Consider the following 15,271-nt stretch of genomic DNA (forward strand, 5'->3'; position numbering starts at 1 on the left):
GACCGGGCGGCAAAGGAGAGACCGTGTTGGGACTGCTGGGCTTCTACGACGAGTTGGACGAACGCTCCGGCTCACCGAACGGGTCGATACTCGATGCCGTCCGGCCGGTGGGGGAGCCGGATGAGGCGGACCTGGTGGCCTACCTGGACGCGGGCCATGTCCTCATCGACGTCATGGAGGGCGGCCGCGACGTCATCACCGGCAGCGTGCACCGGCATTCCTCGGGATGCTCCTCCCCGATGACCGACGGTGTGTGGTTGTGGCGTCTGGACTTCCCGCACTACCTGGAGACGCACCACGTGGCGCTCCCCGGGGCCTTCATGGAGCACGTCCGCAGCCTGGACTACCGGATGCCCGCCGTCTCCGTCGCTCGGTTCGCTTCGCACTACGACGAGACGATGCCCCTGATCGGTTGGGCTTCGGCCGTTCCCTGGCGGTCGGCCGCGACCGTGCTCGTACCCGAGCCGCGAGTGGTGATGAGCAAGGTCCGGTTCGACGCGGAAATGTCGGCCGGGGGCCGGGAACGGCCGTACGGCAAGCGGCGCAAGGCGAGGAAGGCGTAGGCGTCACCAGGGGAAGAGCCCCTGCGTGCCCGGGGCTTGTGTGCTTGGTGGGGGCGCTGGGGGGCGTGCGCTCGCGCCGCACGAAAGGGTGATGTGGGTGGGGGTTTGACGAGGTGTTACGGCGTTGCGGTGAAGATTGTGGTGTCGGGTGCTCGGAGAAGCGCCCGGTGCGTGGGCACAAGTAACCCCGGCGGTGCTCCAACACCCCGGGGTTTGGCACCAGGAGAAAGCAACTCCAGATGCAGATTCATCGTATCCCTCGGCACGCTCCCGGGTACACGATCCTGGACAACGGGCATGTCGTCCGCAAGCACTCGCTGTCGTGGGCCGCGCGGGGGCTCCTCAGCTACCTGCTCAGCCTGCCGGACGGGGCGCGCGAAGACGTCCGTACGCTGGCCGCCAAGAGCGTGGAGGGTCGGACGACCGTCGCGCGGGCGCTCAGGGAGTTGGAGGCGGCCGGGCACTACGTCCGGCGCACCCAGCGGGACCCGCTGACCGGGCAGGTGCGGACGGTCGTCTCGGTGCACGAGGTGCCGGTGACGACGGGCAAGGCGGTGCACACGGTGCCGCCGCTTCCCGTGCCCCCGGCCGCCGGTGGTCCAGCTCCAGGTGGGCCAGGCGTCGGGAAGGCGGGAAGCCCTTCCAAGGAACGGGAAACCAAGGACGTGGAAGAACCTTCCGTCCGTCCCTCCGAGACGTTGACGGCGGGCATGGCGCTGCTGCTCGAACTCGGGCGCCGGGAGCCGAAGATGGCCCTGGCGGGGAAGCCCTTGAGTGATCAAGCCGCGCGGGTGGAGGGGTTGCTCGCGAGTGGGTGGACGCGGGACGCGCTGGCGGGGATTATCGCGGCTCCGCTGCCGGACAAGGTCACGCACAGCGTCGGGGCGATCCTGGCGACGCGGATCGCCAAGGTGCCGACCGTTCCGGCGTCCAGGAAGGCAAGCGATGGGACCCGTCGGCACGAGTGCCCCGGCCGGGGTGGGATGTGCGGGCGGCCCGTGGCGGGAGCCGGGCAGGTGTGCGGGGCGTGCCGGGTTTAGCGCTCCGGCGGGCGGAAGGTGACCGGGGCGTCGAAGGCGGCGCGGCGGGTGGTGCGGCGCAGGGCGCGCAGGACGGGGGTGCCGAGGGTGAGGCAGAGCACCACGGTGAGTGCGGCACGCGGCAGGTCCCAGCCCAGTGACGTGGTCAGGCAGTAGGCGGCGAAGCGGACCAGGTTGGCGGGCAGCGGGTCGCCGGGGACGAAGGAGATGGAGCCGGCCAGGCCGCCGATGTACGGCCAGCCCTGGAGGTTCATGATCGTGCCGTAGAGGAGGGACGCAATGGCGCCATAGGACGCCAGCACCACGAGTTCGCGGCGGCCGCGCAGCGAGGAGGCCCCCGGGAGCAGGCCCGCACCCAGGCAGACCCAGCCCATCGCCAGCATCTGGAACGGCAGCCACGGCCCGACCCCGCCGGTGAGCAGCGCGGAGGCGAACATCGACAGCGAGCCGAGGACGAAGCCGAAGCCCGGGCCGAGCACCCGCCCGGACAGCACCATCAGGAAGAACATCGGCTCCAGTCCCGCCGTGCCCGCGCCGAGGGGGCGGAGGGCGGCGCCGGCGGCGGCCAGGACGCCCAGCAGGGCCACGGACTTGGCGTCCAGGCCGGGGGCGCCGCCGCCCGCCGAGCGGCCCTCGGAGATCTGGGCGATGACGACGGCGAGGAGGAGGGGGAGCAGCAGGGCGAACAGCCACGGCGCGTCGGTGGAGTGGCCGACCAGCGCCGACTTGGTGGAGGCGAGCAGCGGCCAGCCGAAGGCGGCGACGCCGACGAAGGAGACCGACAGCAGCGCCGCGACGGACCGGCGTCCCAGCGGGACGGGACGAGTGCTCATGCGTCCAGCGCCTCCGCGACCTGCCGCACGGTGAGCCACGGCCCGGGTGCCAGCACCTTGGCGACCTGCGGGGCGAAGGCGGGGGAGGAGACCACGACCTCCGCCGTCGGGCCGTCCGCGACGATCTCGCCCTCGGCGAGGATCACCGTGCGGTGGGCGAGTTCGGCGGCCAGCTCGACGTCGTGGGTGGCGAGGAGCACGGCGTGGCCCTCGGCCGCCAGGCCGCGCAGGATCTCCACCAGCCGGGCCTTGGCGGCGTAGTCGAGGCCGCGGGTCGGCTCGTCGAGGAGCAGCAGCGGGGGCCGGGCGGTGAGCACGACGGCGAGGGCGAGGGTGAGCCGCTGGCCCTCGGAGAGGTCGCGCGGGTGGGTGTCGTCGTCGATGCCGGGCAGCAGGCGTTCGACCAGGGCGCGGCAGGTGCCGGCGGCGGCGCCGGCGTCGCTGTCGGCCGCGGCGCACTCGGCGGCGACCGATTCGCCGTACAGCAGGTCGCGCGGGTCCTGCGGGACGAGGCCGACCTCGCGGATCAGTTCGGCGGGGCGGGTGCGGTGCGGGGTGCGGCCGCCGACCCTGACGCTGCCGGAGGAGGGGGCGTGCAGGCCGACCAGGCTGCCCAGCAGGGTGGACTTGCCGGCGCCGTTGCGGCCCATCAGGGCGGTGATCTCGCCGGGGTGGAGGGAGAGGTCCACGCCGCGCAGGGCCGGGACGGGGCCGCGCCGGACGGCGAGGCGGTCGGTGACGGCGAGAGGGGCGGCAGTGGCGCGGAGGTCGGCGGGAGCGGGCGTCCGGCCGTCCAGTCGGGCGCGCAGCGGCGCGGCCTTGCGGCGCGCGTCGCGGACCGAGAGCGGCAGCGGCCGCCAGCCCGCGAGCCGGCCGAGGCCGACCACCGGCGGGTGCACCGGGGAGTGCGCCATCACCTCGGCGGGCTCGCCGAGGACGGGCGGGGCGTCGGGGGTGAGCAGCAGCACCTGGTCGGCGTACTGGACGACCCGCTCCAGCCGGTGCTCGGCCATCAGTACGGTGGTGCCGAGGTCGTGCACCAGCCGCTGGAGGACGGACAGCACCTCCTCGGCCGCGCCCGGGTCGAGCGCCGAGGTGGGCTCGTCCAGGACCAGCACGCGCGGGTGCACGGTGAGCACCGAGCCGATCGCGACGCGCTGCTGCTGGCCGCCGGAGAGGGAGTTCAGCGCGCGGTCGCGCAGGTCGGCGAGGCCGAGCAGGTCGAGGGTCTCCTCGACCCGGCGGCGCATCACGTCGCCCGGCAGGCCCAGGGACTCCATGCCGTAGGCGAGTTCGTCCTCCACGGTGTCGGTGACGAAGTGCGCCAGCGGGTCCTGCCCCACCGTGCCGACGAGGTCGGCGAGTTCGCGCGGACGGTGCTCGCGGGTGTCCCGGCCGCCGACGGTGACCCGGCCGTGCAGCACCCCGCCGGTGAAGTGCGGCACCAGGCCGCTTACCGTCCCCAGCAGGGTGGACTTGCCGGAGCCGGACGGGCCCACGAGCAGGCAGAGTTCACCCTCGGGGACGGTCAGGTCGACGCCGTTCAGGGCGGGTGCGGCCGAGTCCGCGTACCGGACGGAGACCTGCTCGAAGGTGATCACGATGCCCTCCGGGGCGGGGTCGGGGCGGCGAACGCCGGTACCAGGCCGAGCAGCACGGTCAGCACGGCGGCCAGTGGCAGCGCGGGGACGGTCGGCGGGACGACGGTGGGGGCGAAGGCGGCCGGGTCCCGCGCGGCCAGGTAGGTGGTGAGGGCCGCCACGGCCGCACCGGAACCGGCCGTCAGCCACTCGGGGACGGCCCAAGGGTCGGGCCGGTAGCGGCTTCTGACGGACCGTCGGCCACCCAGCAGTAGGCCGGCGAAGGCGGCGGCCAGGCCGAGCAGCAGGACGGGCAGCGCCCAGCCCGCGCCACCGGCCGTCAGCAGCCCGTACGCGGCCAGGCAGATCCCGAGCAGTCCGGCCAGGGTGAGCGCGGCCGTCGCCCGGGCGAGCCGGCGCGGGACGTCGGCGGTGCGGCCGAACCCCCGGGTGTCCATGGCGGCGGCCAGTGCGATGGACCGCTCCAACGCGCCCTCCAGCACCGGGAGTCCGACGCTCAGCACGGCCGCGACGCCCTTGTCGGAGCGGCCCCGCAGGCGCCGCGCGGCACGCAGCCGGCGGACGTCCGCGATCAGGTTCGGCGCGAAGGTCATCGCCACGACGACGGCGACGCCCGCCTCGTAGAGCGCGCCGGGCAGGGCGCGCAGCAGCCGGGCCGGGCTGGCCAGCGAGTTGGCGGCGCCGACGCAGACCAGCAGGGTGGCCAGCCGCAGCCCGTCGTACAGCGCCGCGAGCAGCCCCTCGACGGTGACCCGGCCGCCGATCCGCACGCCCTGCGCCCAGACGGGCAGCGGCAGTTCGGGCAGCGTGAACAGCACATGGGTGCCCGGGATCGGCGAACCGAGGAACACCGCGAACACCAGCCGGATGCCCAGCACCAGCAGGCCCAGCCGCAGGAACGCCCCGTACGAGCGCGACCACGGCGCATCGCCGCGCCGGGCCGCGACCACGTACCCGGCGACGGCGACGAGCAGCAGCAGGATCGCCGGGTTGGTGGTGCGGGTGGCCGCCGCGCCCAGCCCCAGCGCCCACAACCACCAGGCCCCGGGGTGAAGTTGACGGGGGCCGGTGGGCGGCCGGGTGGTACGGACGGCGGTGCTGCTCACGGTGATTCCTGGGTGGGGGACGTTAGGGGTGACGGCGGCGGCGCGCCTGCCAGACGGCGCCACCGGCGAGGACGGCCACCAGCGCGCCACCGGCGATCAGGCCGACGTCCGGGCCGCTGCCGGTGCTCTGGTCGGCGGATCCGGCGGCCGGCTGGGCGGCACCGGCCGCGCCGACCTGGTCGCCGCAGCCCGCCTTCGGGTACCCGGCGATGGCGCACAGCAGCCCGTTGGTGTCGTAGCGCAGCGGCGGGGCGACGGTGGCCAGCACCTCGGCCGAGGTGGCGCGGGGCGCGACGGCGGCGCAGGCCGTGCGCTGCTCGGGCACCGAGGCGGCGGACGAACCGGAGGCGGACGAGCCGGAGAGGGACGAGCCGGAGACGGAGCCGGCGTCCTCGGCGGTGCCGAAGTCCAGCACGACGGCCACCCGCTTGCGGCCCTCCTGCGCGGGCGTGTCCGCGCAGATCTCCGCGAAGCTCCCGGCCGTCCGGGGCTTCGCGGCGTCCTGCCCGCCGTCCGGGCTCAGTGCGAACCGCCACCCGTCCACGGCCCCGTCCGGCGGCACCGCGACGGAGGGCCCCTGCTGCTGGTACGTCCAGCTGCCGCCCTCGGCGCCGCGCCAGAACGACCAGTACCGGTACCCGGCGGCCTGCGCCGGAGCGGCGGAGGCGAGCAGCAGCACCGCCCCGAGGAGGGGGAGGAGCAGCGCGGCGAGCGCGGTGCGACGGCGGGCGCGGGCGCCGTCACCCGGCAGGCCGAGGCCCGGCCCGCCGAGAGCGGCGTGGGAGGCGGGACGCATCAGAGGTGGGTGTTGCGCTTGCGCTGGAGGCTGAGGAGGAGGCCGCCGCCGACGCCGATGAGCAGGCCGACGCCGATCAGCCAGTACTGGCCGATGCCGCCGTCCTTCTTCTTCGCCGGGGCGGTCGCCGTCGCCGTGGCGGAGGCGTCGGTGGCCTTGGGTGCCGGGCCGAGGGCGGTGAGCTGGCCGGTCAGGGCGGCGGTGTCGCGGTGGGCGGCCTGGGCGACCAGCAGGAGGGTGGCGGTGGCGCCGGCGTCGGTGCCGCCCTTGGTCCAGGTGGCGCCCTCCTTGCCGAGCCAGTCGACGGCGCCGGCGGCCTGCTGGGGGTGGCCGCTCTGGCTGAGCGCGAGGGCGGCCCAGGCGGTGGCGGTGTAGTCGGGGGTGGGGGCGGCGCCCGGGGTGGTGAGGGTGAGGTGGTCGCCGCCGGCCGCGAGCTGGGCGGTGAGGTAGGCGCCGACGGCCTCGCCGGACTCCGCGTGCGAAACCGGGGCCGAGGAGGCCGAGGAGCCCTGGGCGGCCGGGGCGTCGGCGCAGGCCAGGGCCTTGGGCGCGGCGTCGGCGTGCACCGTGCCGGCGACCGGCAGGTGGCCGCCGCTCGCGGCGAGCGCGGCCTGGGCGCTGGCCAGGGCGTTCGGGGTGAGGGCGCCGCCGGCCGGGTCGGTCTGGTAGGCGAAGGCGCCGCGCTGGTCGGCGGGGGCGGCGCAGCCGAGCTGGAAGAGGGCGAGCCCGTCGAAGGCGGACCTGCCGGCCTTGGCGACGCCCGCCGGGTCGGTCTTGGCGGCGAACAGCGCGTTGACGGCGAGGCCGGTGGAGTCGGCGTCGCCGGGGCTGCCCGGGTTGTACGCCCAGCTGCCGTCGGCGTTCTGGTTGGCCTTGAGCCAGCCGACGCCCTTGTCGACGGCCTCCTGGTGCCCGCCGAGGGCGACCAGGGCCTGGACGGCGACGGCGGTGGCGTTGCTGTCCTCGGTCTTGGGGTCGCAGGCCGCGCCGGCGGCCCGGTAGGAGGGCCAGCCGCCGTCCTCGCACTGCTGCCCGGTGAGCCAGCCGACGGCCGAGTCGGCCGGGGTGACCTTGGCCGCCGTCAGCGCGGTGAGCGCCAGCGACTGCCGCCAGACGCCGTCGTACGTCGGGTCGCTCTTGCCGTACAGCCCGTCGGGAACGGCGGCGGGGGTCGGCGCGGGGCTGTCGGCGAGGGCCGGTCCTGCGGCGAGGCCGGTGAGCAGCGCGGCGGACAGGGCGGCGGCGCCCAGGCGGGCGGCGGTCAGCATGGTGCGGGTGTGCCTTTCGGTGAGCGGTGGTGGCCCGGGCGGGGCCGTTCCGTAGTCCTCGACGGTGCCGGGCGCGTGCGTCCGGACTGGCCGCTCGCCCCTCCCCGGGTGCTCCGACTCGTCCGGGCGGCCGATGGCGGCGCCGGTCTCACGGCTGCGGGGTCAGCGCCGGATTCGCACCGGCTTTCCCCGGGGGAGGAGCGGGATGGAGTTGTGCCGACTGTCGACTCTAGCCGCCGGAGCACGCCGCCTGCCCCGAGACAGGCAGGAACAGGTTCCAGTCGGAGCAGGGGGGAGGGCGGCTCACGGCAGGGCGAGCAGCCGGGCCGCGGTGTGCAGGTCGGCCCGGACCTCGGCGATCGAGGCGCGCCCGGAGAGCCAGGCGACCAGTGCCGAGTGCCAGGTGTGCTCGATCACCCGCACCGCCGCGCGCTGGCTCTCGGTGGGCGGCCCGGACTGGCCGATCGCGTCCAGGATGAGCTGCCCGGTGGCCGTGCTGACCTGGTCCACCTCGGCCCCCACCGAGCGGTCCGCGAAGGACAGCGCCCGGACCATCGCCTCGGCCAGCAGCGGCTCGCGCTGCAGCGCGTGGAAGGCCCGGGTGAGGGCGTCGGCGACCCGCGGCGCCGGTTCGCGGTCGGTCGGCGGGTGCCGCCGGATGTGCTCCTGGAGGCCCTGGAGCTGCTCCAGCATCACCGCCACCAGCAGGTGGACCTTGGACGGGAAGTACCGGTAGAGCGTGCCGAGGGCGACCTGGGCGCCCTCCGCGACCTCCCGCATCTGCACCGCCTCGTACCCGCCCCGCACCGCCAGCGCGGTGGCGGCCCGCAGGATGCGCCGGCGCCGTTCGGCCTGGCGCGCGGTCAGCGGCGGCTCGCCCGGGGGCGAGAGCTGCGGAGAGGTGGAAGGAGGGGGTGGCGGCAAGGGTGCTCCCGGGCGGGCGAGAGTGGCGGCGTGCTCCACATGGTCGGCAGGATCCGGCGTGGCGGGAATCACCAGCCCTGGCTCCTGAGGGAAAGCTACGGGCCGGTATCTTCGAGGTCTCTCATTGTTCACGTGGTCGACGACGAGTTCCCCAGCCACTGAAACCTGATCTACTTTAGCGACCGGAAGCACGACCGGCAGCACCGTAAGCAGCTAGAGAAGAGGGCCCAGGATGACCGCGCAGCCGCTGCGGATTGCCCTGCTGTCGTACCGAGGGGACCCCTTCTGCGGCGGTCAGGGCGTGTACGTACGGCACCTCTCCCGGGAGCTGGCCAGGCTCGGCCACCACGTGGACGTGATCGGCGCCCAGCCCTTCCCGGTGCTCGACGAGGTCGACGGCCCCGGCTCGGTGCGCCTGGTCGAGCTGCCCAGCCTGGACCTCTACCGCGCCGACGACCCCTTCCGCACCCCGGCCCGCGACGAGTTCCGCGGCCCGGTGGACGTGCTGGAGTTCGCCACCATGCGCACCGGCGGCTTCCCCGAGCCGCTCACCTTCTCGCTGCGCGCCCGCCGGTACCTGGCCGCCCACAAGGGCCGCTACGACGTGGTGCACGACAACCAGACCCTCGGCTACGGCCTGCTCGGCCTGGCCCGGCACGGCTTCCCGCTGGTCACCACGATCCACCACCCGATCACCGTGGACCGGCAGCTGGAACTGGACGCCGCCACCACCCGCGGCAAGCGGCTCTCGCTGCGCCGCTGGTACGCCTTCACCCGGATGCAGCGCCGGGTCGCCGCGCGGCTGGACCACGTGATCACCGTCTCCGGCACCTCGCAGCGCGAGATCGCCGAGCACCTGGGCGTCGCGCCCGGCGCGATCTCGGTGGTGCCGATCGGCGCCGACACCCGGCTCTGGTCGCCCTCGGCGGAGATCGAGCGCGTCCCCGGCCGGATCGTCACCACCTCCAGCGCGGACGTCCCGCTGAAGGGCCTGGTCTTCCTGGTCGAGGCGCTCGCCAAGGTCCGCACCGAGCGGGACGCCCACCTGGTGGTGGTCGGCAAGCCGCAGAAGGAGGACGGGCCGGTGGCCGAGGCGGTGCGCCGCTTCGGGCTGGCCGGGCACATCGAGTTCCGCAGCGGGCTGACCGACCAGGAGCTGGTCGACCTCTACCGCTCGGCCGAGGTGGCCTGCGTCCCCTCGCTCTACGAGGGCTTCTCGCTGCCCGCCGCCGAGGCGATGGCCACCGGCACCCCGCTGGTCGCGACCACCGGCGGGGCGATCCCCGAGGTGGCCGGGCCGGACGGGGAGTCCTGCCTGGCGGTGCCGCCGGGGGAGGCGGACGCGCTGGCCGCCGCGCTCGGCCGGCTGCTGGACGACCCGGAGCTGCGGGCCGGGCTCGGCGCGGCCGGGCGGGAGCGGGTGCTGGCCCGGTTCACCTGGGAGCGGGCCGCCGAGCTGACCGCCGAGGCCTACCGCGCGGCGCTCGCCACCGGCGTCGGCGCCCGGGCCCGCTCGGGGCCGGGCTGGCGGTACGTGGCCTAGCCGCCCGCCCGCGGCAGGTCGGTGACGGCCGGTCGGCGGAGGCGGAGCGGTGGCGGCAGGGCGAGCCTGCCCGACGAAGCGTGACGTGCCGGGAGTGGCGTGACGAAGCGTCAAGAACGCTTGGTAGCAATAGGAATGGGAGTCCTGCAGTGCTGACCGTCGATTTCTCGCGCTTCCCGCTCGCCCCCGGCGACCGGGTGCTCGACCTGGGCTGCGGCGGGGGCCGGCACGCGTTCGAGTGCTACCGCCGTGGCGCCAACGTGATCGCCCTCGACCAGAACACCGAGGAGATCGCCGAGGTCAGGAAGTGGTTCGCGGCGATGGAGCAGGCCGGTGAGGCCCCCGAGGGCGCGTCGGCGGTCGCGATGGAGGGCAACGCGCTGGCGCTGCCGTTCGAGGACGAGTACTTCGACAAGATCATCATCTCCGAGGTGATGGAGCACATCCCGGACGACAAGGGCGTGCTCAACGAGATGTTCCGGGTCCTCAAGCCGGGCGGCCTGCTCGCCGTCACCGTGCCCCGCTGGCTCCCGGAGAAGATCTGCTGGGCGCTGTCCGACGAGTACCACGCCAACGAGGGCGGCCACATCCGGATCTACCGGGGCGACGAGCTGCTCGAGAAGCTCAAGGACGCCGGCCTGGAGCCGTACGGCACCCACCACGCGCACGCGCTGCACTCCCCGTACTGGTGGATCAAGTGCGCGGTCGGCGTCGACAACGACAAGGCGCTGCCGGTCAAGGCCTACCACCAGCTGCTGGTCTGGGACATCGTCGGCACCCCGGTGATCAGCAGCCTCACCAGGGCCGCCGAGCGGGCCCTCAACCCGGTGATCGGCAAGAGCTTCGTCGCGTACGCCTCCAAGCCCAACCGCGCGCCGGGCGGGACGGCGTGACGGCCGCCGTCCCCGAGGTGCTGCTGCTCGACGGGGTGCTCGACGCCGAGCAGGCCGCCGACACCGTGCGCAGCATCCTGGCCGAGCAGCGCCCCGACGGCGCCATACCCTGGTTCGCCGGCCACCACCTCGACCCCTGGGACCACACCGAGGCGGCGATGGCCCTCGACACGGCCGGCGAGCACGCCGCCGCCGAGGCCGCCTACCGCTGGCTCGCCGCCGCCCAGAACCCGGACGGCTCCTGGTACGCCGCGTACACCGACGGCGCGGTCACCGACCGGGCCAAGGAGAGCAACTTCTGCGCGTACATCGCGGTCGGGGTCTGGCACCACCACCTCAGCACCGGCGACGACGCGTTCCTGGAGTGGATCTGGCCGGTCGTCCGGCGCGCCCTGGACTTCATCGTCGGGCTGCGGCTGCCCGGCGGCCCGATCGCCTGGCGGGTCGACGGGGACGGCACCGCCACTGACGAGGCGCTGCTCACCGGCTCGTCCAGCATCCTGCACGCGCTGCGCTGCGGCCTGGCCGTCGCCGAGTACCTGGAGGAGCCGCAGCCCGACTGGGAGCTCGCGGCCGGCCGGCTGGGGCATGCCGTCTCCCACCACCCCGAGCGGTTCCTGGACAAGGGCCGCTACTCGATGGACTGGTACTACCCGGTGCTCGGCACCGGCCTGCGCGGCGAGGCGGCGGTGGCCCGGATCGAGCGGGACTGGGAGCGCTTCGTCGTCCCCGGCCTCGGCGTGCGCTGCGTCAGCGACCGCCCGTGGGTGACCGGCGGCGAGAGCGCCGAGCTGGCGCTCGCGCTCTGGGCCATCGGCCAGTCCGACCGCGCGGTGGACATCCTGCGCTGGATCCAGAAGCACCTGCGGCACGAGGACGGCTCGTACTGGACCGGGTACGTCTTCGAGGACGACGCGATCTGGCCGGAGGAGCGCACCACCTGGACGGCCGGGGCGCTGCTGCTCGCGGTCGCCGCGCTCGGCGGGGACCCGGCGACGGTCGCGGTCTTCGGCGGGGAGCAGCTGCCGGCCGGGCTGGTGGTCGCGGACTGCTGCTGAGCCCGGCGCACTGCGCGCGGAACGGCGCGCGGGGGACGGGCGCACAGGGCGCGGACACGGCGCGTACACGCGGAAGGGGCGGGACCGGAGAACCGGTCCCGCCCCTTCGCGGTGTGCGTCCGCGGGCGTCAGCCGTGCTGTCTCAGCCGCGCTGGATGCCCGTGGTGTCGGCCAGCACGCCCTGGCTGCCGTCCGGCAGCTGCGCGACCAGCGCGGCGCCGCGCTGCTCGACGGCCAGGTACCAGGTGCCCGGCACGACCTCGCCGACCGGGGCACCGGCCGGGTTGTCCTTCGGGGCCAGCTGGCGCGGGGCCGGGACGGCGAACCAGAACGGCTGGAAGTCCGCCGCCGGGGCGGGCGCCTGCTGCGCGGCCGGGACCGGCTGCGGGGCCGGGGCGCCGGCGTCGTGCGGCTGGGCGGCCTGGACCGGCTGGCCGGGCTGCGGCTGGCCGGCACCCGGGTAGCCGTAGCCGCCCTGGCCGCCGAACGCCGGGTCCTGGCCCTGGGCCGGGTAGCCGTACTGGCCGGGCTGGCCGGGGGCACCCGGCTGACCGGGCTGGCCCGGGTAGCCGTACTGGCCGGGGACGGCCGCCGGGCGGTCGGCGGCCAGCGGGGCCTTCAGTGCGGGCACCAGGGGGCCCGCGGCGGCCGCGCCGGCCAGCGCGAGCAGCGCGATGAAGCCGAGCCAGGCGCCGAAGCCGTGGCTGACGACGGAGCTGGAGGTGCCGCCGCCGAGCGCCCAGACCGAGGTCCACAGCGCCGCGACGGAGAGGGCGATGCCCCACTGGTCCAGCCGCAGGCCGAGCACCTGGCGGTTGGCCGCGGCCGCACCCTGGAAGCGCTGCACCAGGATCAGCACCGCGGCGGCGATGCCGAGGAGGTAGATCGACGGCAGGATGGGGAACAGGTCCGTGCTCCACGCGTTCTGCGACGGCGGGCAGTACCGGCTGTTGCCGCAGTCCACGGTCCAGTAAGGCAGGAAGGAGGCGATGAAGAGCAGGACGGCCGCGCCTGCGACGGCGGCGTCTCCCCTGGTGAGAGCGCGCAGATTCACTAACGTTCCCCTCGTTGACGTGTCGTGGACGGTGGTTCGCGCGGTCGGGCCGACCGGCCGAAACTCCCGAACGGACCAGAAGCCTAGGCCCAACCGTCCTGCCGGTGCACGGCGGGACCGGGAATGGGGTGAAGTCGTTGCAAACCGTGCGGTCCGGGCGGAGCGTCGTCCTCCGCCGGTCGCGGCCCAACTCCCTTACCGCTCTTCGGTCTTCTCTTGGGTCGTCAGGAAAGCGGTCAGCGCGTCGGCGATCCCCCGGGCCGCCTGCTGGCGCCACTGAGGGTCCGTCATCCGCTTCGCGTCCGTCGAGTTGCGCATGTTACCGCACTCGATGAACACCTTGGGGACCGTCGAGAGGTTGAGGCCGCCCAGGTCGGAGCGGGTGTCCAGGCCGTCCTTGGCGATGTAGTCCGCGTACGGCTCGCCGGTCGCGGCGTGGAACCGGTCGCGCAGCAGGAGGCCGAGCCGGCGCGACGGGGCGACGATCGCCGCGTTGTCCGCCTTCCCCGCCACCACCCGGGCGGGCATGATCACGTGGAACCCGCTGCCGCTCGCCGGGCCGCCGTCCCCGTGCACCGAGACCGCGACGTCGGCGTGGGCGTCGGCGCCCGCGCGGGCCCGCTCGTCGACGCACGGGCCCCAGGGCCGGTCGCCGTCCTGCACCAGGACCACCGTGGCGCCCCGGGCGGCCAGCAGGGCGCGGGCCCGGCGGGAGACGTCCAGGGTGTACTCGGCCTCGGTGTAGCCGGCGTTGGTCTCGGTGCCGGTGGTGTCGCACTCCTTGCGGGCGTTGCCGATGTCCACCTGGCGGTTGATCTCGGCGGTGTGGGCGGAGTTCCCGGGGTTGTGGCCGGGGTCGAGCAGGACGGTGCGGCCGGTCAGGACCGCGGCGTCGGCGGGCGCGGGCGGGGCCTCGGCCGCCGGGGTGGTGGACGGCGGCGGTGCGACCGGCGGGGTGAGGGGCGCGGCGGTGCCGTCGGCGGGGTTGCCGGGGTCGGCGGTGCCCGGCTGGTCCGTGGCCGTCGGGGCGGGCGGCGCCGAAGCCGGGCCGGCAGCCGGGGACGACGCGGCCGGCGCCGACGCGGCCGGGGCCGCCGTGGCGCCCGCTGGGCCGGAGTGGTCGAGGGCCCGCCAGCCGAACCAGCCCGCCGTGCAGAGCGGAACGGCCACGGCCGCGGCGGTGGTGGCGCGCAGCAGGGCGGAGCGGCGGGGCGGTCGGGGGGCGGTGCCGGTCACTGGTCGGTCAGATCCTGTCCTGGGTGCGCGGAGTCAGGCCGTAGCTCTTCGCGATCGCGTTCCACTTCGTCATGAAGTCCGTCTTCGCCTGCGTGGCCTGCGGGTTGAGCTCGTCCGCGTGCTTCTTGTCGGCGGTGGCCGGGGCCCGTCCGGTGCAGCCCTGGGCGGCGACGGCGCGCGCCCAGCTCGCGTACGCCTTGTCTATGTCGGCGGACAACTGCCAGGCGGACTTCAGGGAGTTCACCGCGTCCGCGCCGCCCGGCACGTCCGTGACGCTCAGTTGGGAGAGCTTGGCCAGCAGGGCGGTCCGCTGGCTCGCGCCGTTGTCGAAGTCCTGCGCGGCGCTCTCGATGTCGGCCTTCGGCGGGCAGCTGGTCACCTTGGCGACGGCGCTGCCGATCGGGGCCTTGGCGCTCTCGCCCTCGCTGAGCAGGCCGTCCAGCGCCTGGGCCTGCGCCTTGGCGCCCGGACCGGGAGCGGTCGAGCTCGGCGACGGCGTACCGGCGGGCGAGCCGGACGCGCTCGCGGCGGCGCTCGGCGCACCGTCCGCACCCGTGGGCGCGGTCGCGGGCGGCGGGTTCTCCGCGCCGGTCGCCGGGGCCGAGGCCGGGGCGGGCGCGGCCTGGCCGTCCTTGTCGCCGCCGCTCCGCAGGGCGAACAGCAGGCCGCCGCCGACCGCCAGCACCAGGAGCAGCGCGAAGCCGATCAGCAGCGGGGCCCTGCGGTTGGTCGGCCGGTCCTCGTCGTCCCCGTGGGCGGTCCCGGTCGGGTAGTCGGGCTGGGCGCCGTAGGGGAGCAGGCTGCCGTACGGGGGCTGCGCGCCGTACGGGGACTGCGGCGGGGCGGCGGGCGGCTGCAGGAGGTAGTCGTAGCCGGGGGTCTGCTGCGTCTCCTGCTGCGGGGCGTGGGACGGCGGACCCGGGTGGGAGGGGAACGGCGCGGACGCCGGCGGGGCGGCCGGGGGCGGCGGGGCGGCGCCGGGGAACAGCCGGGCGGTCGGCGGGTCGTAGCCGGGCGAGGCGGCCAGGTACGGGCGGGCGCCCAGCGGCGGGCCCTGGTCGCCGACGGCGCCGGGCGAGGGCGGCGGGGCCATCGGACCGGGCTGGGCGGCGGACTGCGGGGCCGTGGACTGCGGGGCCGCGGGAGGCTGGGGGGTGGCGGGCGCCTCGGGGACGGGCTGCGCGTCGGCCGGGCGCTGCGGGCCGCGCACCCAGCCGCCGGCGCCACCACGCGCGGTCGGGTCCCAGACCGCCGGAGCGCTGTTCTGCTGGTCCGTCATGTCGCTGCTGGCCCCCACCGTCCGCCGATGCTCTGCCTGGTGCTGCGCGGCCACCGTACCGTTCGAACCCCTGCCCG

The 15,271-nt window shown here is 75.5% G+C and carries 14 protein-coding genes and 1 riboswitch; of the genes, 5 read left to right on the forward strand and 9 right to left on the reverse strand.

Annotation, left to right across the window (positions count from 1 at the left end; all coding sequences use genetic code 11):
- Positions 1-23 precede the first annotated feature (23 nt).
- The gene (locus ACLWS4_RS04180) at positions 24-563 is read left to right on the forward strand and encodes a hypothetical protein (protein WP_375874070.1); all 540 of its coding nucleotides are present in this window, start codon (positions 24-26) and stop codon (positions 561-563) included.
- Positions 564-802: 239 nt separating this feature from the next.
- Positions 803-1,603: a helix-turn-helix domain-containing protein gene (locus ACLWS4_RS04185; RefSeq protein ID WP_416873390.1), complete on the forward strand. Its 801-nt coding sequence runs from the start codon at positions 803-805 to the stop codon at positions 1,601-1,603.
- Here ACLWS4_RS04185 and ACLWS4_RS04190 read toward each other — a convergent pair.
- The 6 genes from ACLWS4_RS04190 to ACLWS4_RS04215 all read right to left on the reverse strand — a co-directional run bounded on the left by ACLWS4_RS04190 (position 1,600) and on the right by ACLWS4_RS04215 (position 8,131).
- Positions 1,600-2,436, reverse strand: a complete 837-nt coding sequence (locus tag ACLWS4_RS04190; RefSeq protein ID WP_074000827.1) for an ECF transporter S component — start codon at positions 2,434-2,436, stop codon at positions 1,600-1,602. The two genes, ACLWS4_RS04185 and ACLWS4_RS04190, sit on opposite strands and share 4 nt — an antisense overlap.
- Positions 2,433-4,037: an ABC transporter ATP-binding protein gene (locus ACLWS4_RS04195; RefSeq protein ID WP_416873391.1), complete on the reverse strand. Its 1,605-nt coding sequence runs from the start codon at positions 4,035-4,037 to the stop codon at positions 2,433-2,435. Before ACLWS4_RS04195 ends, ACLWS4_RS04190 begins: the two co-directional genes overlap by 4 nt.
- Positions 4,034-5,149: a CbiQ family ECF transporter T component gene (locus ACLWS4_RS04200; protein WP_063780412.1), complete on the reverse strand. Its 1,116-nt coding sequence runs from the start codon at positions 5,147-5,149 to the stop codon at positions 4,034-4,036. The genes ACLWS4_RS04195 and ACLWS4_RS04200 overlap by 4 nt, the downstream gene beginning before the upstream one ends.
- Positions 5,150-5,165: 16 nt before the next feature.
- Positions 5,166-5,939, reverse strand: a complete 774-nt coding sequence (locus tag ACLWS4_RS04205; protein WP_416873392.1) for an SCO2322 family protein — start codon at positions 5,937-5,939, stop codon at positions 5,166-5,168.
- Positions 5,939-7,207, reverse strand: a complete 1,269-nt coding sequence (locus tag ACLWS4_RS04210; protein ID WP_416873393.1) for a prenyltransferase/squalene oxidase repeat-containing protein — start codon at positions 7,205-7,207, stop codon at positions 5,939-5,941. Before ACLWS4_RS04210 ends, ACLWS4_RS04205 begins: the two co-directional genes overlap by 1 nt.
- A gap of 106 nt (positions 7,208-7,313) precedes the next feature.
- Positions 7,314-7,397, reverse strand: a riboswitch (cobalamin riboswitch).
- Between the two features lie 113 nt (positions 7,398-7,510).
- The gene (locus tag ACLWS4_RS04215; protein ID WP_049660100.1) at positions 7,511-8,131 is read right to left on the reverse strand and encodes a TetR family transcriptional regulator; all 621 of its coding nucleotides are present in this window, start codon (positions 8,129-8,131) and stop codon (positions 7,511-7,513) included.
- Between the two features lie 232 nt (positions 8,132-8,363).
- Between ACLWS4_RS04215 and ACLWS4_RS04220 the strand changes: the two genes are divergently transcribed.
- From ACLWS4_RS04220 to ACLWS4_RS04230, 3 genes are all read left to right on the forward strand, one after another.
- Positions 8,364-9,674 carry a glycosyltransferase family 4 protein gene (locus ACLWS4_RS04220; RefSeq protein ID WP_074000830.1) on the forward strand — a complete coding sequence of 437 codons (1,311 nt, stop codon included), beginning with the start codon at positions 8,364-8,366 and terminating at the stop codon, positions 9,672-9,674.
- A gap of 149 nt (positions 9,675-9,823) precedes the next feature.
- Positions 9,824-10,567 carry a class I SAM-dependent methyltransferase gene (locus ACLWS4_RS04225; protein ID WP_049660417.1) on the forward strand — a complete coding sequence of 248 codons (744 nt, stop codon included), beginning with the start codon at positions 9,824-9,826 and terminating at the stop codon, positions 10,565-10,567.
- Positions 10,564-11,625, forward strand: a complete 1,062-nt coding sequence (locus ACLWS4_RS04230; RefSeq protein WP_234348709.1) for a prenyltransferase — start codon at positions 10,564-10,566, stop codon at positions 11,623-11,625. Before ACLWS4_RS04225 ends, ACLWS4_RS04230 begins: the two co-directional genes overlap by 4 nt.
- Before the next feature lie 142 nt (positions 11,626-11,767).
- On the opposite strand, the gene ACLWS4_RS04235 is transcribed toward ACLWS4_RS04230, so the two are convergent.
- The 3 genes from ACLWS4_RS04235 to ACLWS4_RS04245 form a co-directional block, all read right to left on the reverse strand.
- The gene (locus ACLWS4_RS04235) at positions 11,768-12,679 is read right to left on the reverse strand and encodes a hypothetical protein (RefSeq protein ID WP_416873394.1); all 912 of its coding nucleotides are present in this window, start codon (positions 12,677-12,679) and stop codon (positions 11,768-11,770) included.
- A gap of 195 nt (positions 12,680-12,874) precedes the next feature.
- A complete protein-coding gene (locus ACLWS4_RS04240; RefSeq protein ID WP_416873395.1) occupies positions 12,875-13,915 on the reverse strand; it encodes an N-acetylmuramoyl-L-alanine amidase in 1,041 nt (346 codons plus the stop codon).
- 7 nt (positions 13,916-13,922) lie between these two features.
- The gene (locus tag ACLWS4_RS04245) at positions 13,923-15,212 is read right to left on the reverse strand and encodes a hypothetical protein (RefSeq protein WP_416873396.1); all 1,290 of its coding nucleotides are present in this window, start codon (positions 15,210-15,212) and stop codon (positions 13,923-13,925) included.
- Positions 15,213-15,271: the final 59 nt, after the last annotated feature.

It is taken from the genome of Kitasatospora sp. SC0581 (genome assembly GCF_048159585.1).
Lineage (GTDB): Bacteria > Actinomycetota > Actinomycetes > Streptomycetales > Streptomycetaceae > Kitasatospora.